This is a genomic window from Mesorhizobium sp. KACC 23794, from assembly GCF_052180275.1.
Classification (GTDB): Bacteria; Pseudomonadota; Alphaproteobacteria; order Rhizobiales; family Rhizobiaceae; genus Kumtagia.
On sequence record NZ_CP197465.1, the window covers coordinates 4593366 to 4611921 of the forward strand.

Consider the following 18556-nt stretch of genomic DNA (forward strand, 5'->3'; position numbering starts at 1 on the left):
GATGAGATCCGGCGCCTCTTTGGGTCGCCGGGGCGAAAAATCAGAAGCTGAGGCCACCTTCGCGGGCGGCATCGGCAAGCGCCTTGACGCGGCCATGATAGATATACGGCCCACGGTCGAAGACGACTTCCGTGACGCCAGCCTTGACGGCGCGCTCGGCGATAAGCTTGCCCACCGCGGCAGCGGCGGCAGTGTCGGCGCCGGTCTTCAGTTCGCCCTTCAGATCCTTTTCCAGGGTCGAAGCAGCAGCCAGGGTGCGGCCCTGCGCATCATCGATCACCTGCACGTAGATGTTCTTCGACGTGCGGTGCACCGACAGGCGCGGACGGCCACCGGCCACCTTCTTGATCTGGCGACGAATACGATCGGCGCGCTTCTGCGTTGCTTCCTTGGAGGCCATGTCTTTCTTCCTTGCCTTGTAAGACGGCGGCGGCCCGGTCCGAAAACCTGGCGGTCAGGAGAGCCCTGCCCGCAACCGCCCTCCGTGGCGTTGTCCAATTGTCTTTCGTCGATCACCATTCGAATGACGATCAACGACAGGCGAATTACTTCTTCTTGCCTTCCTTGCGCACGATGCGCTCGCCGGCATATTTTACGCCCTTGCCCTTGTAGGGCTCGGGACCGCGATATTCGCGAATCTCGGCAGCCGTCTGGCCCACCGCCTGCTTATCGATGCCCGACACCGTGATTTCGGTCGGCTTCGGCACGGCAATGGTGATTCCCTGCGGGGTCTCATAGACCACGTCGTGGCTAAAGCCGAGCGCCAACTGCAGGTTCTTGCCTTGCATGGCAGCGCGATAGCCGACGCCGTTGATCTCGAGCTTCTTCTCGAAGCCCTTGGTGACGCCTTCGAGAATGTTGACGATCTGCGTGCGCGACATGCCCCACTTGGAACGGGCTGTCTTGGTCTGGTCGCGCGGTTGAACGGCGATCTCGCCATTGTCCAGCTTGACCAGCACATCGTCGTTGACGACGAACTTCAGCTCGCCCTTCGGACCTTTTGCCGTCACGGTCTGCCCGTCGACCGAAGCGGTCACGCCAGCCGGCACCTTGACCGGTTTCTTGCCAATACGAGACATTGTTCGTCCTCGTTCTTTCTGTTTCAGCCCGGCCCGATCAGAATACCCGGCAGAGAATCTCTCCGCCGACGTTCTGCTCGCGCGCTTCGTGATCCGCCATCACGCCCTTCGGCGTGGAGAGAATCGATATCCCCAGCCCGTTGGCGACCGACGGGATCGACTTCACCGACACGTAGACGCGGCGGCCAGGCTTGGAGACGCGGGCGATCTCGCGGATCACCGGCGCGCCGTCATAATACTTCAGCTCAATCTCGATTTCCGACTTGCCGTTGTCGAAGTCGGTCTGGCTGAAATCGCGGATGTAGCCTTCAGCCTTCAAGACTTCCAGGACACGGCTGCGCAGCCGCGAAGCGGGCGTCGAGACCTTGTTCTTCTTGCGTCCGTAAGCGTTACGGATGCGGGTCAGCATATCGCCGAGAGGATCATTCAAAGACATATTATATCCTCCTTACCAGCTCGACTTGACCAGGCCCGGCACGGCACCGAGCGAGCCCAACTCACGTAGCGCGATGCGCGACATCTTCAGCTTGCGATAATAGGCGCGCGGACGTCCGGTGATCTCGCAGCGGTTGCGGATGCGGACCTTGGCCGAGTTGCGCGGCATCGCTGCAAGCTTGAGCTGTGCGCGGAAACGCTCCTCGATCGAGGCGCCCTTGTCCATGATGACCGTCTTCAGCGCCTTGCGCTTGGCGGCCTTCTGCGCGACGAGCGCCCGGCGGTGGTTGTTCTTCTCGACTGAGCTGGTCTTTGCCATTTCAGATTTTCCTTTGCTCGCTGCCGTTACTGCCGGAACGGGAAGTTAAAAGCCTTGAGCAAAGCCCTGGCTTCGTCATCCGTCTTGGCGGTCGTGCAAACGATGATGTCCATTCCCCAGATCTGGTCGACCTTGTCGTAGTTGATCTCGGGGAACACGATGTGCTCCTTGATGCCCATGGCGTAGTTGCCACGCCCGTCGAAGCTCTTCGGGTTCAGGCCGCGGAAGTCGCGGACGCGCGGCAGCGCGATGTTCACGAGGCGGTCGAGGAACTCATACATGCGTTCCTTGCGCAGCGTGACCTTGGCGCCGATCGGCATGTGCTCGCGCACCTTGAACTGCGCGACGGACTTGCGGGCATGGGTCACGACCGGCTTCTGGCCGGCGATCAACGCCAGATCGGCCGCGGCGATCGAAGGCTTCTTGGAATCGCTCGTCGCCTCGCCGACGCCCATGTTAAGCACGATCTTGTCGAGACGCGGAACTTCCATCTCGTTGTCGTATTTGAACTGCTCGAGCATCGCCTTGCGGATGGTCTCTTCGTAGACCTTCTTAAGGCGCGGCTGGATTGCTGCCTTAGCCATTGATCGTTTCTCCCGAGCGCTTCGCGACGCGCACCTTCTTGTCGCCTTCGATCTTGAAGCCGACGCGGGTGGGCTTGCCGTCCTTGGGATCGGCCAATGCGATATTGGACAAATGAATGGGGGCTTCCTTGCGGACGAGCCCGCCTTCCTGCGCCTGCGACTGACGCTGGTGGCGCACGATGATGTTGATGCCGCGCACGATCGCCGTGTCTTCCTTCGGCTGAACCGAAAGCACTTCGCCGGAACGGCCCTTGTCCTTACCGGCGAGCACGACGACCTTGTCGCCCTTGCGAATCTTCTGCATTTTCCGGCTCCTTACAGAACTTCAGGCGCGAGCGAGATGATCTTCATGTGGTTCTTGGCGCGAAGCTCGCGTGGAACCGGCCCGAAGATGCGCGTACCGATCGGCTCTTTCTTATTGTCGACGAGAACCGCCGCGTTCTTGTCGAAACGGATCACGCTGCCGTCCGGACGACGGATGTCCTTGGCCGTGCGAACCACGACCGCCTTCATCACGTCTCCCTTCTTGACCTTGCCGCGCGGAATCGCTTCCTTGATCGACACAACGATGATGTCGCCGACCGAAGCATACTTGCGCTTCGATCCGCCCAGCACCTTGATGCACATGACACGACGCGCGCCGGAATTATCCGCGACGTCGAGGTTTGTTTGCATCTGAATCATGACTGGCCGCCTTCTTCATTCTTGGAGATGGGCAAATGGCCCTCCCCGGCTTGTCCAAAATTCGTTGTTATTGCGAGGCCTGCGCCTCGGTCACCACGACCCAGCGCTTGTCCTTCGAGATCGGCTTCGACTCCTGGATGAAGACGGTGTCGCCGACCTTGTGGGTGTTGTTCTCGTCATGCGCCTTGTACTTCTTCGACATACGCACGGTCTTCTTCATCACCGGATGGGTGAAGCGGCGCTCGACCTTGACCACCACGGTCTTCTCGTTCTTGTCGCTGACGACGACGCCCTGCAGGATGCGCTTCGGCATTTTGTTCGTCCTTAAGCCTTCTTGGCCGCTTTTTCAGCGGCGACCGTCTTGATACGGGCGATGTCACGGCGGACCTCTCTCACGCGAGCGGTCTTTTCGAGCTGGCCCGTCGCCTTCTGAAAGCGCAGGTTGAACTGCTCCTTCTTCAGCGAGGCCAAGTCATCGTCGAGCTGGTCGGGGGTCTTCGCCCTGACGTCGGATATCTTCATGTCGGACCCCTTTCCTATTCCGCGATGCGCTGCACGAAGCGCGTTTTCACCGAGAGCTTGGCCGCGCCGAGGGCCAGCGCGGCACGCGCGGTCTCCTCATTGACGCCGTCGATCTCGAACATGATGCGGCCCGGCTTGACGCGCGCCGCCCAGTAGTCGACCGCGCCCTTGCCCTTGCCCATGCGCACCTCGGTCGGCTTCGAGGTGACCGGCAGATCCGGGAACACCCGGATCCAGACGCGACCGGCGCGCTTCATTTCGCGGGTGATCGCGCGGCGGGCCGCCTCGATCTCACGCGCGGTGACGCGGTTCGGCTCCAGCGCCTTCAGCCCGAAGCCACCAAAATCCAGGTTGGTGCCGCCCTTGGCGGCGCCGTGGATGCGGCCCTTGAACTGCTTGCGGAACTTTGTGCGCTTTGGCTGCAGCATCGTTCTTACTCCAGATTCCTATATCTCAGGCGTTCTCGCGGCGGCGGCTACGCTCGCCACGGTCGCTGCGTTCGCCCGAATGACCATGATCGCCTTCGCTGGCGCGGCGCTCGGATGCCATCGGATCGTGTTCGAGGATCTCGCCCTTGAACACCCAAACCTTGACACCGCAGGTGCCGTAGGCCGTCTGCGCCTCGGCCGTGCCGTAGTCGACATCGGCGCGCAGCGTATGCAGAGGCACGCGGCCTTCACGATACCATTCCATTCGCGCGATCTCGGCGCCGCCGAGACGGCCCGAACAATTGATGCGGATGCCCTCGGCGCCAAGGCGCATGGCCGACTGCACGGCGCGCTTCATGGCGCGGCGGAAGGCAATGCGGCGCTCGAGCTGCTGGGCGATCGACTGGGCGACCAGCGTCGCGTCGGTCTCCGGCTTGCGCACCTCGACGATGTTCAAATGCGTCTCGGACTTCGTCATCTCCATCAGCTTCTTGCGAAGCTTCTCGATGTCGGCGCCCTTCTTGCCGATGATCAGACCCGGACGCGCGGCGTGGATCGTCACGCGGCACTTCTTGTGCGGGCGCTCGATGACCACCTTGGACACCGCGGCCTGCTTGAGTTCCTTCATCAGGTACTCACGGATCTTGATGTCCTCGTGCAGCAGCTTGCCGTACTCGCCGGTGTTCGCGTACCAGCGCGAATCCCAAGTACGGTTGATGCCGAGGCGAAGGCCGATCGGATTGATTTTCTGACCCATCAGGCGGCTTCCTTCTCTTCCACTTCGCGCACGACGATGGTCAGGTGCGAAAACGGCTTCTCGACCCGGCTGGCGCGACCGCGACCGCGTGCGTGGAAACGCTTCATGACAATCGACTTGCCGACATAGGCCTCGGCGACGACAAGCGCGTCGACATCGAGGTCATGATTGTTCTCGGCATTGGCGATCGCCGATTCCAGCGTCTTCTTGACGGTGCCGGCGATGCGCTTGCGCGAAAACTCGAGATCCGAAAGCGCGGTCTGCACCTTCTTGCCGCGGATGAGCGCGGCAACCAGGTTCAGCTTCTGCGGGCTGATACGGATGGTGCGGAGGACCGCACGCGCCTCGTTGTCAGCAAGCCTGCGCGGAGCTTTGGCCTTGCCCATGTTACTTCCTCTTCGCCTTCTTGTCCGCGCCGTGACCGTAATAGGTCCGGGTCGGTGAGAACTCGCCGAACTTGTGGCCGACCATGTCCTCGTTCACCGAGACCGGGACATGCTTCTGGCCGTTGTACACGCCGAAGGTAAGACCCACGAACTGCGGCAGGATGGTGGAGCGACGGCTCCACATCTTGATCACTTCGCTGCGGCCGCCGTCACGCACCTTCTCGGCCTTCTTGAGAATATAGCCGTCGACGAACGGACCTTTCCAGATTGAACGGGTCACTTCGCGTTACCTCTTCTTAGCTCTTGCGCTGATGGCGCGAACGCACGATGAACTTGTCGGTCGCCTTGTTGGACCGGGTCTTCTTGCCCTTAGTGGGCTTGCCCCACGGGCTGACCGGATGGCGACCGCCAGACGTACGGCCTTCGCCGCCGCCGTGCGGGTGATCGACGGGGTTCATCACGACGCCGCGGTTGTGCGGACGCTTGCCGCGCCAGACTGTGCGGCCGGCCTTGCCATCGTTGATGTTGCCGTGGTCCGGGTTCGAGACGGCACCGACCGTCGCGAAGCACTGGCCCGACACGATACGCTGCTCGCCCGAGTTCAAGCGAAGGATGGCCATGCCCTGGTCGCGGCCAACCAACTGTGCGTAGGCGCCGGCGGAACGAGCGACCTGGCCGCCCTTGCCGGGCTTCAGTTCGACATTGTGAACGATCGTACCGACCGGCATCGCGGCCAGCGGCATCGCGTTGCCCGGCTTCACGTCCGCCGCCTCGCCAGAAACCACCTTGTCGCCGACCGCAAGACGCTGCGGCGCCAGGATGTAGTTCAGCTCGCCATCCTCGTACTTGATCAGCGCGATGAAGGCGGTGCGGTTCGGATCGTATTCAATCCGCTCGACCGTCGCCGACATGTCGAACTTGCGGCGCTTGAAATCGATCAGGCGGTAGGCACGCTTGTGGCCGCCGCCGATGAAGCGCGCGGTGATGCGGCCCGCATTGTTGCGGCCACCCGACTTCCTCAGGCCCTCGGTCAGGCCCTTGACGGGCTTGCCCTTGTAGAGCGCCGAGCGGTCGACGATGACCAGCTGGCGCAGGCTCGGCGTAACGGGATTGTATGTCTTCAATGCCATCTTACTGTCCTCGCGCCTCTCAGAGACCCGTCGCGACGTCGATCGACTGGCCATCGGCCAAAGTGATCACCGCCTTCTTGACATCGCTCTGCCGGCCAACTGTCCCGCGGAAGCGCTTCACCTTGCCCTTGCGGACCAAGGTGTTCACGGCCATCACCTTGACGCTGAACAGCGCCTCGACGGCGGCCTTGATCTCGGGCTTCGTCGCCTTCTTGGCAACGTTGAAGACGACCTGATTGCGTTCCGACGCCGTCGTCGTCTTTTCGGTGATCGCCGGGCTGACGATCACGTCGTAGTGGCGAAGATCCGTCATTTAAAGCGCTCCTCGAGGGCCTCGACGGCGGCCTTGGAAAGGACCAGCGTGCCGCGGCGAAGAATGTCGTAGACGTTGATGCCCTGGATCGGCAGCACGTCGATGTTCGGAATGTTGGAAGCGGCAAGCTTGAAGTTGGCGTCGAGCTCGGCGCCACCGATCACCAGCGCGTTGGACAGGCCAAGTGCCGCGAAATTCGCCACCAGCGCCTTGGTCTTACCCTCGGTCAGCTTCAGATCATCGACGACGATGATGCTGGAAGCCTTGGCCTTCGCCGAAAGCGCGTGCTTCAGGCCGAGCGCGCGTACCTTCTTGGGCAGCGCATGCTCGTGGCTGCGGGCGACCGGCCCATGAGCCTTGCCGCCGCCACGGAACTGCGGGGCACGTGCCGAATGGTGACGGGCGCGGCCCGTGCCCTTCTGCTTGTACATCTTGGCACCGGTGCGGGCGATGTCCGCGCGCCCCTTCGCCTGATGCGTGCCCTGCTGCTTCTTGGCAAGCTGCCAGCGCACGACGCGCTGCAGGATGTCCTCGCGCGGGTCGAGCCCGAAGATCGCGTCCGAAAGCTCGACCTTGCCGGCGTCTTCGCCGCCGAGCGTTGAAATCTTGATATCCATTATTCCGCACCCTCAGTGGCCGCAGCTTCGGTCTTGGCCACGGCGCGCAGGCCGGCCGGCTTCGGCGCGTTGTCCGGCAGCGCCACCTTGACGGCGTCGCGCACCAGGATCCAGGCGCCCTTGGTACCCGGAACCGCGCCGCGGATCAGGATCAGGCCGCGATCCGCATCGGTCGAGACGACCTCGACGTTCTGCGTGGTGATGCGGGTGTTGCCCATGTGGCCGGCCATCTTCTTGCCTTTGAACACCTTGCCGGGGTCCTGGCGCTGACCGGTCGAACCGTGCGAGCGATGGGTGACCGAGGCGCCATGGCTGGCGCGGCCGCCGCCGAAATTGTGGCGCTTCATGACGCCCTGGAAACCCTTGCCGGTCGAAGTGCCGGTCACGTCGACCTTCTGGCCGGCGACGAAGTGGTCGACAGTGATCTCGGCGCCGACGTCGAGCAGATTGTCGTCGGACACTCGGAATTCGGCGAGCTTCGTCTTCGGCTCGACGGACGCGCCGGCGAAGTGGCCGCGCATCGCCTTCGAGGTGTTCTTGACCTTGGCCAGGCCAACACCGAGCTGAACGGCGGTGTAGCCATTCTTCTCTTTCGTGCGCTGGGCCACGACCTGGCAGCTCTCCATGAGCAGAACGGTAACGGGGACATGCTCGCCAGCGTCGTTGTAGACGCGCGTCATTCCCAACTTCTGTGCAATAACACCTGAACGCATCGGTTCATCTTCCTTCAGAGTTACCGGTCGGGGCATAACCCCTTCCTGCCTCTTGTTCCTTCAGAGGAGCCTTTCGGATCAAGGTCCGTCCGGCTCGTGATCCCGCCGTTTAGAGCTTGATTTCGACGTCCACACCGGCCGCGAGATCGAGCTTCATCAAAGCATCGACCGTCTGCGGCGTGGGATCGACAATGTCGAGCAGCCGCTTGTGGGTGCGCATCTCAAACTGCTCGCGGCTCTTCTTGTCGATGTGCGGCGAGCGATTCACCGTGAACTTCTCGATCCGCGTCGGCAGCGGAATCGGGCCCCTCACATTGGCGCCGGTGCGCTTGGCGGTGGACACGATCTCGCGTGTGGAAGCATCGAGCACACGATGGTCGAACGCTTTGAGGCGGATACGGATATTTTGACCGTTCATCTCGTCGAATTCCTTGTTCTGGCGCGGCGCGGGCGAATTCCCGCCCGCGACAGATCGGTTGCTTCTTATTCTTTGATGCTGACGACGACGCCGGCGCCGACGGTGCGGCCGCCTTCGCGGATGGCGAAGCGCAGCTTCTCCTCCATGGCGATCGGCACGATCAGCTCGACGTCGACCGTCACATTGTCGCCCGGCATCACCATCTCGGTGCCCTCGGCGAGCGTCACGATGCCGGTCACGTCCGTCGTGCGGAAGTAGAACTGCGGACGGTAGTTGGTGAAGAACGGCGTGTGGCGGCCGCCCTCTTCCTTGGTCAGGATGTAGGCCTCGGCCACGAACTTCTTGTGCGGCTTCACCGTGCCCGGCTTGGCCAGGACCTGGCCGCGCTCGACACCTTCACGATCCACGCCGCGCAGCAGCGCGCCGATGTTGTCGCCCGCCTGGCCCTGGTCCAGAAGCTTGCGGAACATCTCGACGCCGGTGCAGGTGGTCTTGGCCGTCGGGCGGATGCCGACGATCTCAAGCTCCTCGCCGACCTTGACGATGCCGCGCTCGACGCGGCCGGTCACAACCGTGCCGCGGCCCGAGATCGAGAACACGTCCTCGATCGGCATCAGGAACGGCTGGTCGATCGGACGCTCGGGCGTCGGGATGTAGCGGTCGACCTCGGCCATCAGCTTGCGGATCGCGTCCTCGCCGATCTCTTTGTTGCTGTCCTCAAGGGCAGCCAGAGCCGAGCCGGGAACGATCGGAATGTCGTCGCCGGGGAACTCGTTCTTCGACAGCAGTTCGCGAACCTCGAGCTCGACCAGTTCCAGCAGCTCGGCGTCGTCGACCTGGTCGACCTTGTTCAGGAACACGACGATCGAAGGAACGCCGACCTGGCGGGCGAGAAGAATGTGCTCGCGGGTCTGCGGCATCGGGCCGTCGGCGGCCGAAACCACCAGGATCGCGCCGTCCATCTGCGCCGCACCGGTGATCATGTTCTTCACATAGTCGGCGTGGCCGGGGCAGTCGACATGCGCGTAGTGGCGGGCCGGCGTCTCGTATTCGACGTGGGCCGTCGAGATGGTGATGCCGCGCGCCTTCTCTTCGGGAGCCGCGTCGATCTGGTCGTAGCGCTTGTATTCGCCGAAATACTTGGTGATCGCAGCCGTCAACGACGTCTTGCCATGGTCGACATGGCCGATCGTACCAATGTTCACATGCGGCTTGTTCCGCTCAAATTTGCTCTTGGCCATGTGAGGTCTCCGTCTTGCTTCGCCCGTTAAGGCAATGGATCAAGTTTCGCGCAGATGCCCTTGGGCTTATGCGTATTTCTTCTGGACTTCCTGCGCGACCGCAGTCGGCACCGGCTCGTAGTGGTCGAACTGCATCGTGTAGGCGGCACGGCCCTGCGACATCGAGCGCAGGTTGTCGACGTATTTGAACATGTTGGCGAGCGGCACCATGGCGTTGACAACCACGGCGACGCCGCGGCTTTCCTGGCCCTGGATCTGACCGCGACGGCCGTTCAGATCGCCGATGACGTTGCCGACATAATCCTCGGGCGTCACCACCTCGACCTTCATGATCGGCTCCAGCAACTGCACGCCGAGCTTGGGTGCGGCCTCGCGGAAGCAGGCGCGTCCGGCGATTTCGAAGGCCAGCACGCTGGAGTCCACATCGTGGAACGCGCCGTCGATCAGCGTCGCCTTGACACCGATCATCGGGAAGCCAGCGAACGGACCAGCCGTCATGACGCTGTTGATGCCCTTCTCGACGCCCGGGATGTATTCCTTCGGAACCGCGCCGCCGACGATCTTGGACTCGAACTGGAACTCGGTGCTTTCCGGATCCGGCTCGAAGATGATCTTGACGCGGGCGAACTGGCCAGTGCCGCCGGTCTGCTTCTTGTGGGTGTAATCCTGCTCGTGCTTCCGGGTGATCGTCTCGCGATAGGCCACCTGCGGCGCACCGACATTCGCCTCGACCTTGAACTCGCGGCGCATGCGGTCGACGATGATGTCGAGATGCAACTCGCCCATGCCGGAGATGATGGTCTGGCCGGACTCCTCGTCGGTCTTCACGCGGAAGGACGGATCCTCGGCAGCCAGGCGATGCAATGCGAGGCCCATCTTTTCCTGGTCGTTCTTGGTCTTCGGCTCGATCGCGATCTGGATGACCGGATCGGGGAATTCCATGCGCTCGAGGATGACCGGATGCGCGGGATCGCACAGGGTATCGCCGGTCGTCGTATCCTTCAGCCCAGCCAGAGCGACGATGTCGCCGGCAAAAGCCTCTTCGATATCGGCACGCGAATTCGCATGCATCTGCAGCATGCGGCCGATGCGTTCCTTCTTGCCCTTCACCGTGTTGTCGACGGCGGTGCCCTTGGACAGCTTGCCCGAATAGATGCGGGCAAAGGTCAGCGAACCGACGAAGGGGTCGTTCATGATCTTGAACGCCAGCATCGACAGCGGCTCGCTGTCATCGGCATGACGCTCGATGTCAGCCTCGGTCTTGGCGTCGATGCCCTTGATCGCCGGAACATCCAGCGGCGACGGCAGATATTCGACGACGGCATCGAGCAAAGGCTGAACGCCCTTGTTCTTGAAGGCCGAGCCGCAGAACATCGGGAAGAATTTCACCGCGATCGTGCCCTTGCGGATCAGCGCCCGGATCTCGTCGTTCGACGGCATGTTGCCTTCGAGGTAGTTCTCCATCGCCGTCTCGTCCATGTCGACGGCGGCCTCGATCATCTTCTCACGGTATTCGACGGCGCGATCCTGCAGGTCGGCAGGAATCTCGACGATATCCCACTGTGCGCCCAGCTCTTCATTGCGCCAGACAAGCGCCTTCATCTCGACGAGATCAATGACGCCCTTGAACTCGGTCTCGGCGCCGATCGGCAACTGCATGACCACAGCCTGCGCACCGAGGCGCGTCTTGATCATCTCGGCCGAGCGATAGAAATCCGCGCCGATCTTGTCCATCTTGTTGCAGAAGATCAGCCGCGGCACGTGATACTTGTCGGCCTGGCGCCAGACGGTCTCAGTCTGCGGCTCGACACCGGCGTTGGCGTCGAGCAGCGCGATGGCGCCGTCGAGAACGCGCAGCGAACGCTCCACCTCAATGGTGAAGTCGACGTGGCCGGGAGTGTCGATGATGTTGAAGCGGCGCAGCTTGCCGTCGCGACCCTTCCAGAAGGTCGTCGTGGCAGCCGACGTGATGGTGATGCCTCGCTCCTGCTCCTGCTCCATCCAGTCCATGGTGGCAGCACCGTCATGGACTTCACCGATCTTGTGCGACTTGCCCGTGTAATAGAGCACGCGCTCCGTGGTCGTGGTCTTGCCGGCGTCGATATGCGCCATGATACCAAAATTGCGGTAGTCTTCGATCTTATATTCGCGAGCCATGGGAGTGCCTCTTTATGTCCTGTCCGCGCCGTTACCAGCGGTAATGCGCGAAGGCGCGGTTGGCTTCGGCCATCTTGTGGGTGTCTTCACGCTTCTTGACCGCCGTGCCCCGATTGTTGGCGGCATCCATGAGTTCGCCGGACAGGCGATCGACCATGGTGGTCTCGTTGCGGTTGCGGGCAGCCGTGATCAGCCAGCGGATGGCGAGCGCCTGGCGGCGCTCCGGGCGGACGTCGACTGGCACCTGGTACGTGGCACCGCCGACGCGGCGGGAACGGACCTCGACATGCGGCGCGACATTGTCGAGCGCCTGCTTGAAGACCACCACCGGCTCCTGCTTGGCCTTGGAGCGAACCTGCTCGAAAGCGCTGTAGACGATCGTCTCGGCGACCGACTTCTTGCCGTCATACATGATGGCATTCATGAACTTGGTGACGACCAGATCGCCGAACTTGGGATCCGGGTTGATTTCGCGCTTGTCTGCACTGTGACGACGGGACATCTGCTCTATCTCTCACTCTCGACGGCCTGGCGCTCTAAAAAGAAAGCGCCGGAGCCGGGGGGAAAAGCCCTTACTTCGGACGCTTGGCGCCGTACTTCGAACGGCGCTGCTTGCGGTTCTTGACGCCCTGGGTGTCGAGCACGCCGCGGATGATGTGGTAGCGCACGCCCGGCAGATCCTTCACGCGGCCACCGCGGATCATCACCACCGAGTGCTCCTGAAGGTTATGGCCCTCGCCCGGGATGTAGCCGATCACCTCGAAGCCGTTGGTCAGGCGGATCTTCGCGACCTTGCGCAGCGCCGAGTTCGGCTTCTTCGGCGTCGTCGTGTAGACGCGCGTGCAGACGCCCCGCTTCTGCGGGTTCTGCTGCATGGCCGGAACCTTATTGCGCGTCGCCGGCGCTTGGCGCGGCTTGCGGATCAGCTGGTTGACGGTAGGCATTAAATCCTCTTGTCTTTCTTAGTCCGTATCCAGGGCCCGTCCAGGGCGGTTTCGAACGTCATCTCCATACGCAAATTCGGGCAAGAAACCGCATCCTGCGGTTTTGCCCGAACAAAAAGCAGAGGAGGCGCAAAGCGCTTCATGCATGCCGGAAATGTGTTTTCGCTCGTAGAACGAACCTTGTTTGAGGTGAACTTCAGGGCGAGGCGCCCCGAAACATCAGACCTCACATCGGTTCAGACGAGGCGGCTTCTACTCGGTGAGTCCCTGTTCGTCAACCCCGGGCGGCGGAAATCTCTATGATTGCGCCTGCATGGCAGGCTTGCGCCTGGTGGCGGCAATCTTTTATCGCCGCCACCCGTCGACGCACAACAATATATCACGACCCAAACCGAGTTTCGGGAAGTGCCGCGTCGCAAGCTGCGTCAATCGTGCCTGCGGCGCGCCCGGCAGATGGCGCCGGCGATTCGCAGCTTATATGGAATCAAAAACTCAGCTCCCCTATCTGCCGGTGCGAGATCGAATGGCGCGAGACAGCCGCCATGTAACATGCGAGGAATCACACCATGAACGACAACGACCCTAAACCCGTCACCATCATCACCGGCCGCGTGTTCCGCGAAAAAGGCGGCGAATCGGAGGGTGTTCATATCTTCCTCGTCGCGCCGGACGATGATTCCGCGGTGCGCACGACTTTGGATGCGCTGGCGAAGGAGGGTTACGCCGAGGTGGAACTCGACCAGATCGGCGAGCTGGAAGGTCCGCCGGACGAAGAGCCTCACGCCTCCGCCTATCAGGGCGCGCTCGAGGGCGAAGTCTCCATCGTTACGTTCGAGGAAGTGATCTGACAGGCTTCATCTGGAGGAGGGTATGAACGATCGGGGAAAACCCGTGTCGCGCGGCTGGGCCGACGAGGCCGTCGCCCGGATCGAGGCCGACCAGCGACGTTCGGCCGACACCCATCTGTGGAAGCTCGATGTCCGTGCCCTTTCCGGCATCGACCTTTATCTGAAGGACGAGTCGACACATCCGACCGGCAGCCTGAAGCACCGCCTGGCGCGTTCCTTGTTCCTTTATGCCCTGTGCAACGGCCATATTCGCGAGGGCGCACCGGTGATCGAGGCTTCGTCGGGGTCGACCGCCGTGTCGGAAGCCTATTTCGCCCGCATGATCGGCGTGCCCTTCTACGCGGTGATGCCGCGCACGACCTCGCCCGAAAAGATCGCTGCAATCGAGCATTACGGCGGCGCCTGCCATTTCATCGACGACGGCCGCCGCATCTATGCCGAGTCGGCCGAACTCGCGGCAAGGCTCGGCGGTCATTTCATGGACCAGTTCACCTTTGCCGAGCGCGCCACCGACTGGCGCGGCAACAACAACATCGCCGAATCGATCTTCGGCCAGATGCGCGACGAACGGCATCCGATCCCGGCCTGGATCGTCATGAGCCCCGGCACCGGCGGCACCACGGCGACGATCGGCCGCTATATCCGCTACAAGCGCCACCGTACCAGGCTGTCGGTCGCCGACGCCGAACGCTCGGCATTCTTCGACGGCTACGCGACCAAGGATCCGGCTCGTCGTTGCGAGCAGCCTTCGCGCATCGAAGGCATCGGCAGGCCGCGTGTCGAGCCATCCTTTGTGCCCGGCGTCATCGACCATATGGTCCGCATTCCCGACGCGGTGTCGCTGGCGGCAATGCGGGTGCTGTCCAAGCGTCTCGGTCGCCGTGTCGGCGGCTCGACCGGCACGAACTTTGCGGGCATGTGTCTTGCCGCGTCGCGGATGATCGCGGCCGGTCAAGTCGGCTCGATCGTGACGCTGATCTGCGATTCCGGCGAACGCTACGCCAATAGCTATTATTCCGACGACTGGCTGGCCCAGGCCGGGCTAGACCCTTCGCCCCATATCCCCGCAATCGAGGCATTCCTTGCGGGCCGGCCGCTCGACCTGCCGGTTCGGGAAAGTTGGGGTGACGAGCCTGCGGACCTCAAGAAAGCCCGTTAGAGAGAGGCTGCCACGGCGGCAGCGACCCTGAGGCCGAAGCCCTACCCCGACACCGGCCGCGTTGAATCATCAGTTGGCCGTTGCTTGAGCAGCCGGCCTCAATCTTCAAGCAATCCGTTCGCCACTCCTGATCCGATAGGTGGGCTGGTACATGGTGACCAGTTCCTCGGCGGCTGTCGGGTGCACGGCCATGGTGCGGTCAAACACATCCTTGGTCAGCTTTCCCTTGATGGCGATGCCGAGAAGCTGTGCCATCTCGCCGGCATCAGGCCCGAGGATGTGTGCGCCGACGACAATCCCGGTAGACGCCTCGACCACAAGCTTCGTGATCATCCGCTCATCGCGGCCAGGCAGGATGTTGCGCATCGGCCGGAACGCCGCTCGGTAAACATCGAGGTCGCCAAGCTTCTTCGCCGCGGCTTCCTCCGACAGGCCGACCGTGCCGATCTCCGGTTGCGAGAACACCGCCGTCGGGACATCGTCGAGGTCGGGTTTTGTCGGGTTGCCCTTGAACACCGTCTCCACGAAACACATCGCCTCGTGGATGGCCACCGGCGTCAGCTGCAACCGGTTGGTCACGTCGCCCAGCGCATAGATGTTTTCGACATTGGTGCGCGAAAAATCGTCGACCAGGATGTCGCCGACCGGCCCGAGCGCCACGCCGGCATTTTCCAATCCGAGGTTTTCGGTGTTGGGCGTTCGGCCCAACGCCAGCATAACCTGGTCGGCAACGATCTCGCGTCCCTTGGCGGTGCGCGCCAAGAGCTGTCCGTCGCCGCATTCCTCGATGCCGGCGAATACGTCGTGGCAGAGGATCCTTATACCCTTGTGTTCCATCGCCTCGTGCAAGCCGCGCCTCAGGTCCATGTCGAAGCGCGATAGAATCTCCGCGCCGCGATAGATCAGAGTGGTGTCGACGCCGAGCCCGTGGAAGATGTTGGCGAATTCCACCGCTATGTAGCCGCCGCCGGCAATGACGATCGCCTTGGGCAGTTCGTTGAGATGAAACGCTTCGTTGGAGGTGATGGTCAGTTCGTGGCCGGGCAGCGCCTCATGCGGGCTCGGCCTGCCACCGGTGGCGATCAGGATGGTTTCAGCCGTCACCGTCCGGTTTTCGGCAAGCAGGCGGATCGTGTGGCGATCCAGCAGTTCGGCGCGGCTGTGGAATGCCGTGCCGCCGGCCTTCTCGACGCCGGAGCGGTAGATCGTCTCCAGCCGGGCGATCTCGCGGTCCTTGCCGGCGATCAGGGCCGACCAGTCGAAGCGTGTCTCGCCGACGCTCCAGCCATAACCGGCGGCGTCCTCGAAATGCTCGGAGTACTGCGAGGCGTAGACCAGTAGCTTCTTCGGCACGCAGCCGCGGATCACGCATGTGCCGCCAAAGCGGAATTCTTCAGCGATCGCAACCCGCTTGCCCATCCCCGCCGCAACCCGCGCCGCGCGGACCCCGCCAGACCCTCCGCCGATCACGAAGAGGTCGTAGTCGTATTCGGGCATCGGCCGTCTCCGCATCGCGTTCCGGGAAAGAAGTCTCACTTATGCAGTGCACACCAAAATGAAAAGCCCGGCGCGAGGCCGGGCTTGTTCTGCAGTCGCGTCCAACCGGATCGGTTTCAGTTTGCCTTCGGTTCGCCCTCGGCCGGCGCCGGGGCTTCAGCAGGCGCAGGCTTGTTTGCGGCCACAGTCGTGTCGAGGGTCTTGCCGACACCATCCGCCAGATCGCGTGCAACGCCGCGCTGCCAGATTTCCGCAGCCTGGGCGATGCTGCGTATCAGCACCGGGCCATCCGAAAGCAGCTTTTTGCCGGCCGGGGAACCATAGAAGGTGGTGATGGCATTCAACTCATCAATGGAAAAGCTCTTGGCATAGATAAGGGCCGCCTCCTTCTCGAGGTCGGCGCGGCGCGGCGCCAGCGAGATCGTCGTCTCGTCGACCGTCTTGACGATCAGTTCCTGCAGATCCGGGTTCTTCTGGATGAGCGATTGCTTCAGCGCCGCCGCGGCGTCGGGCAGGATGCCGTCATACACCTCGGTCGCGCCGATCGCCGCGAGCGCCCCGCGCGCGGCCTTCAAATGGTCTTCGGAAATGTCCTGCGCAAAAGCCGGCATCGCCGTGAAGACGACCGCCGAGGCGAAAGCTGCGAAAGCGAGACGGCGGACTGAATTCAGCCGGATCATGATAGAGGCAACTCCTGTTATTGTTGTTGCGCGAGGATCGTCCTCACGCCGCTTGCGCCGGCCACCACCGCCATGCGCGCCAGGTCGAGAAACAGCCCGTGCTCGACGACACCCGGCACGGAATGAAGACCATTTGACAGCGCTCTTGGATCGGGAATGCGGCCAAAAGATGCGTCGAGGATGAAATGCCCACCGTCTGTAACAAATGGCGCATCCTTCGTCATCCGCAATGTGATCGGCCCCGCTAGACCGAGGGAATCGGCGACACGACGGATCGCCATCTCCGTCGCGCGCAGGCCGAAACGGTTGACCTCGACGGGAAGCGGGAAGCGCCCGAGCATGTCGACCGCCTTGCTTTCGTCGGCGATGACGATCATGCGCTTCGAAGCAGCGGCCACGATCTTCTCGCGCAGCAATGCGCCACCGCCGCCCTTGATCAGGAACAGGTTCGGATCGAACTCGTCGGCGCCGTCGATGGTGAGGTCGAGTTCGGGCGTCTCGTCCAGCGTCGTCAGCGGCACGCCGGTCTCGTTGCAGAGGTTTGCGGTGCGCTCGGATGTCGGCACGCCGACAATCGACAGCCCCTCCCCGACCCTCTTTGCAAGCAGCCGCACGAATTCCTCGGCGGTCGACCCGCTGCCGATGCCGAGGCGCATGCCGTCCTCGACATGGGCAAGGGCAGCTCTCGCCGCCTCGATCTTCAGTATCCGCGCATCCATGAGCCGTCCGCCGTCTCCTCGAAAGTCGCGCTTAGCATCTTTGCCGCGCCGGGCAAACCCTGGGCCGGCAAGCAGGTCCTGTCGGGTTGCGCCATGCTGGCGCACGCGGTACGTCGGGCACGATCCCTTCCTTAGCCATGCGAGCCTTCTCATGAATCGTCCAATTGTCGTCTTCGATCTCGACGGAACCCTCGTCGATACCGCTCCCGACCTGCTGGACAGCCTGAACCACAGCCTGCTGGCCGGTGGCGCGGCGATGGCGGACGCCAACGGTATCCGCCAGTTCGTCGGCCATGGCGCGCGAGTGATGATTGCGCGTGCCTATGCGGCACAGAAGCGCATGCTCGAGCCTGGCGAGCACGACCGGCTGTTTAACCTGTTCCTCGATCACTATGGCGGCAACATTCCGGGCCAGTCGCAACCCTATCCGGGAGTGCCGGCCGCGCTGACGCGCCTTGCCGTGGCAGGCTATCGTCTCGCCGTCTGCACCAACAAGACGGAAGGTTTTTCCAAGCGCCTGCTGGAAGGGCTCGGCCTTGCCGGGCAGTTTTCGGCGATCTGCGGGTCCGACACCTTCGCCTTCCGCAAGCCCGATCCTCGCCATCTCGTCGAAACGATCGCAAAGGCGGGTGGCGATGCGGGCCAAGCGGTCATGGTCGGCGATTCGCAGACCGATATCGATACGGCGAAGGCGGCAGGCATTCCGGTGGTCGCCGTCGATTTCGGCTACACCGACCGGCATGTGCGTGAATTCGGACCGTCACGGATCATCTCGCATTTCGACGAGTTGACGGTGGAGATGTGTGAAAACCTGCTTCAGGCGGCACAGGCCTGAGGAGAATGGTGGGCGATGCAGGGATTGAACCTGCGACCCCACCCGTGTGAAGGGTGTGCTCTCCCGCTGAGCTAATCGCCCGCCTGCAAGC

At 62.6% G+C, this 18556-nt stretch carries 28 protein-coding genes and 1 tRNA gene; 3 read left to right on the forward strand and 26 right to left on the reverse strand.

What is annotated here, in order from left to right; translation table 11 throughout:
• Positions 1-40: 40 nt before the first annotated feature.
• The 22 genes from rplR to rpsL form a co-directional block, all read right to left on the reverse strand.
• Positions 41-400 carry a 50S ribosomal protein L18 gene (gene rplR, locus ACSBOB_RS22515; protein ID WP_442578299.1) on the reverse strand — a complete coding sequence of 120 codons (360 nt, stop codon included), beginning with the start codon at positions 398-400 and terminating at the stop codon, positions 41-43.
• Between the two features lie 145 nt (positions 401-545).
• On the reverse strand, positions 546-1079 hold the full coding sequence (gene rplF / locus ACSBOB_RS22520; RefSeq protein ID WP_442578300.1) for a 50S ribosomal protein L6: 534 nt from the start codon (positions 1077-1079) through the stop codon (positions 546-548).
• Between the two features lie 37 nt (positions 1080-1116).
• Positions 1117-1515, reverse strand: a complete 399-nt coding sequence (rpsH, locus tag ACSBOB_RS22525) for a 30S ribosomal protein S8 (RefSeq protein WP_442578301.1) — start codon at positions 1513-1515, stop codon at positions 1117-1119.
• A gap of 12 nt (positions 1516-1527) precedes the next feature.
• Positions 1528-1833 carry a 30S ribosomal protein S14 gene (rpsN, locus tag ACSBOB_RS22530; RefSeq protein WP_442578302.1) on the reverse strand — a complete coding sequence of 102 codons (306 nt, stop codon included), beginning with the start codon at positions 1831-1833 and terminating at the stop codon, positions 1528-1530.
• 26 nt (positions 1834-1859) lie between these two features.
• The gene (rplE, locus tag ACSBOB_RS22535) at positions 1860-2417 is read right to left on the reverse strand and encodes a 50S ribosomal protein L5 (RefSeq protein ID WP_442578303.1); all 558 of its coding nucleotides are present in this window, start codon (positions 2415-2417) and stop codon (positions 1860-1862) included.
• Positions 2410-2721, reverse strand: a complete 312-nt coding sequence (gene rplX / locus ACSBOB_RS22540) for a 50S ribosomal protein L24 (RefSeq protein ID WP_442578304.1) — start codon at positions 2719-2721, stop codon at positions 2410-2412. The genes rplE and rplX overlap by 8 nt, the downstream gene beginning before the upstream one ends.
• Before the next feature lie 11 nt (positions 2722-2732).
• Complete coding sequence (gene rplN, locus ACSBOB_RS22545) at positions 2733-3101, reverse strand: 50S ribosomal protein L14 (protein WP_442578305.1); 369 nt, start codon at positions 3099-3101, stop codon at positions 2733-2735.
• Positions 3102-3168: 67 nt separating this feature from the next.
• Positions 3169-3414, reverse strand: a complete 246-nt coding sequence (rpsQ, locus tag ACSBOB_RS22550) for a 30S ribosomal protein S17 (RefSeq protein WP_442578306.1) — start codon at positions 3412-3414, stop codon at positions 3169-3171.
• Between the two features lie 11 nt (positions 3415-3425).
• Positions 3426-3623, reverse strand: a complete 198-nt coding sequence (gene rpmC / locus ACSBOB_RS22555) for a 50S ribosomal protein L29 (protein WP_442578307.1) — start codon at positions 3621-3623, stop codon at positions 3426-3428.
• 14 nt (positions 3624-3637) lie between these two features.
• Complete coding sequence (gene rplP / locus ACSBOB_RS22560; protein ID WP_396651425.1) at positions 3638-4051, reverse strand: 50S ribosomal protein L16; 414 nt, start codon at positions 4049-4051, stop codon at positions 3638-3640.
• A gap of 25 nt (positions 4052-4076) precedes the next feature.
• On the reverse strand, positions 4077-4808 hold the full coding sequence (gene rpsC, locus ACSBOB_RS22565) for a 30S ribosomal protein S3 (RefSeq protein WP_442578308.1): 732 nt from the start codon (positions 4806-4808) through the stop codon (positions 4077-4079).
• Positions 4808-5194, reverse strand: coding sequence for a 50S ribosomal protein L22 (rplV, locus tag ACSBOB_RS22570; RefSeq protein ID WP_442578309.1), 387 nt, complete (start codon positions 5192-5194; stop codon positions 4808-4810). Before rplV ends, rpsC begins: the two co-directional genes overlap by 1 nt.
• A gap of 1 nt (position 5195) precedes the next feature.
• Positions 5196-5474: a 30S ribosomal protein S19 gene (gene rpsS / locus ACSBOB_RS22575; protein ID WP_442578310.1), complete on the reverse strand. Its 279-nt coding sequence runs from the start codon at positions 5472-5474 to the stop codon at positions 5196-5198.
• A gap of 16 nt (positions 5475-5490) precedes the next feature.
• Positions 5491-6324, reverse strand: coding sequence for a 50S ribosomal protein L2 (gene rplB, locus ACSBOB_RS22580; RefSeq protein ID WP_442578311.1), 834 nt, complete (start codon positions 6322-6324; stop codon positions 5491-5493).
• Between the two features lie 19 nt (positions 6325-6343).
• Complete coding sequence (locus ACSBOB_RS22585) at positions 6344-6637, reverse strand: 50S ribosomal protein L23 (RefSeq protein WP_442578312.1); 294 nt, start codon at positions 6635-6637, stop codon at positions 6344-6346.
• Positions 6634-7254, reverse strand: coding sequence for a 50S ribosomal protein L4 (gene rplD / locus ACSBOB_RS22590; RefSeq protein WP_442578313.1), 621 nt, complete (start codon positions 7252-7254; stop codon positions 6634-6636). The genes ACSBOB_RS22585 and rplD overlap by 4 nt, the downstream gene beginning before the upstream one ends.
• The gene (gene rplC, locus ACSBOB_RS22595) at positions 7254-7967 is read right to left on the reverse strand and encodes a 50S ribosomal protein L3 (RefSeq protein ID WP_442578314.1); all 714 of its coding nucleotides are present in this window, start codon (positions 7965-7967) and stop codon (positions 7254-7256) included. The genes rplD and rplC overlap by 1 nt, the downstream gene beginning before the upstream one ends.
• 109 nt (positions 7968-8076) lie before the next feature.
• The gene (rpsJ, locus tag ACSBOB_RS22600) at positions 8077-8385 is read right to left on the reverse strand and encodes a 30S ribosomal protein S10 (RefSeq protein ID WP_007066362.1); all 309 of its coding nucleotides are present in this window, start codon (positions 8383-8385) and stop codon (positions 8077-8079) included.
• 65 nt (positions 8386-8450) lie between these two features.
• Positions 8451-9626 (reverse strand): elongation factor Tu, encoded by a 1176-nt coding sequence (gene tuf / locus ACSBOB_RS22605; RefSeq protein WP_442577473.1) that lies wholly within the window; start codon positions 9624-9626, stop codon positions 8451-8453.
• Between the two features lie 66 nt (positions 9627-9692).
• A complete protein-coding gene (fusA, locus tag ACSBOB_RS22610; protein WP_442578315.1) occupies positions 9693-11783 on the reverse strand; it encodes an elongation factor G in 2091 nt (696 codons plus the stop codon).
• Positions 11784-11814: 31 nt separating this feature from the next.
• A complete protein-coding gene (gene rpsG, locus ACSBOB_RS22615) occupies positions 11815-12285 on the reverse strand; it encodes a 30S ribosomal protein S7 (protein ID WP_349007001.1) in 471 nt (156 codons plus the stop codon).
• A 70-nt stretch (positions 12286-12355) separates the two neighbouring features.
• Positions 12356-12727, reverse strand: a complete 372-nt coding sequence (rpsL, locus tag ACSBOB_RS22620) for a 30S ribosomal protein S12 (protein WP_106775706.1) — start codon at positions 12725-12727, stop codon at positions 12356-12358.
• 566 nt (positions 12728-13293) lie between these two features.
• Here rpsL and ACSBOB_RS22625 point away from each other — a divergent pair.
• Both ACSBOB_RS22625 and ACSBOB_RS22630 read left to right on the forward strand, forming a co-directional pair.
• Positions 13294-13575, forward strand: a complete 282-nt coding sequence (locus ACSBOB_RS22625; protein WP_442578316.1) for a transcriptional regulator — start codon at positions 13294-13296, stop codon at positions 13573-13575.
• 22 nt (positions 13576-13597) lie between these two features.
• Positions 13598-14734: a PLP-dependent cysteine synthase family protein gene (locus ACSBOB_RS22630; RefSeq protein ID WP_442578317.1), complete on the forward strand. Its 1137-nt coding sequence runs from the start codon at positions 13598-13600 to the stop codon at positions 14732-14734.
• A 105-nt stretch (positions 14735-14839) separates the two neighbouring features.
• On the opposite strand, the gene gor is transcribed toward ACSBOB_RS22630, so the two are convergent.
• From gor to rpiA, 3 genes are all read right to left on the reverse strand, one after another.
• Positions 14840-16231, reverse strand: coding sequence for a glutathione-disulfide reductase (gor, locus tag ACSBOB_RS22635; protein ID WP_442578318.1), 1392 nt, complete (start codon positions 16229-16231; stop codon positions 14840-14842).
• 116 nt (positions 16232-16347) lie between these two features.
• On the reverse strand, positions 16348-16806 hold the full coding sequence (locus ACSBOB_RS22640) for a DUF2059 domain-containing protein (RefSeq protein ID WP_442578319.1): 459 nt from the start codon (positions 16804-16806) through the stop codon (positions 16348-16350).
• 122 nt (positions 16807-16928) lie between these two features.
• Complete coding sequence (rpiA, locus tag ACSBOB_RS22645) at positions 16929-17630, reverse strand: ribose-5-phosphate isomerase RpiA (RefSeq protein WP_442578320.1); 702 nt, start codon at positions 17628-17630, stop codon at positions 16929-16931.
• A 151-nt stretch (positions 17631-17781) separates the two neighbouring features.
• Between rpiA and ACSBOB_RS22650 the strand changes: the two genes are divergently transcribed.
• Positions 17782-18465, forward strand: coding sequence for an HAD family hydrolase (locus tag ACSBOB_RS22650; RefSeq protein ID WP_442578321.1), 684 nt, complete (start codon positions 17782-17784; stop codon positions 18463-18465).
• 6 nt (positions 18466-18471) lie between these two features.
• Here the strand turns inward: ACSBOB_RS22650 and ACSBOB_RS22655 are convergent.
• A tRNA-Val gene (locus ACSBOB_RS22655) sits at positions 18472-18546 on the reverse strand.
• Between the last annotated feature and the right edge of the window lie 10 nt (positions 18547-18556).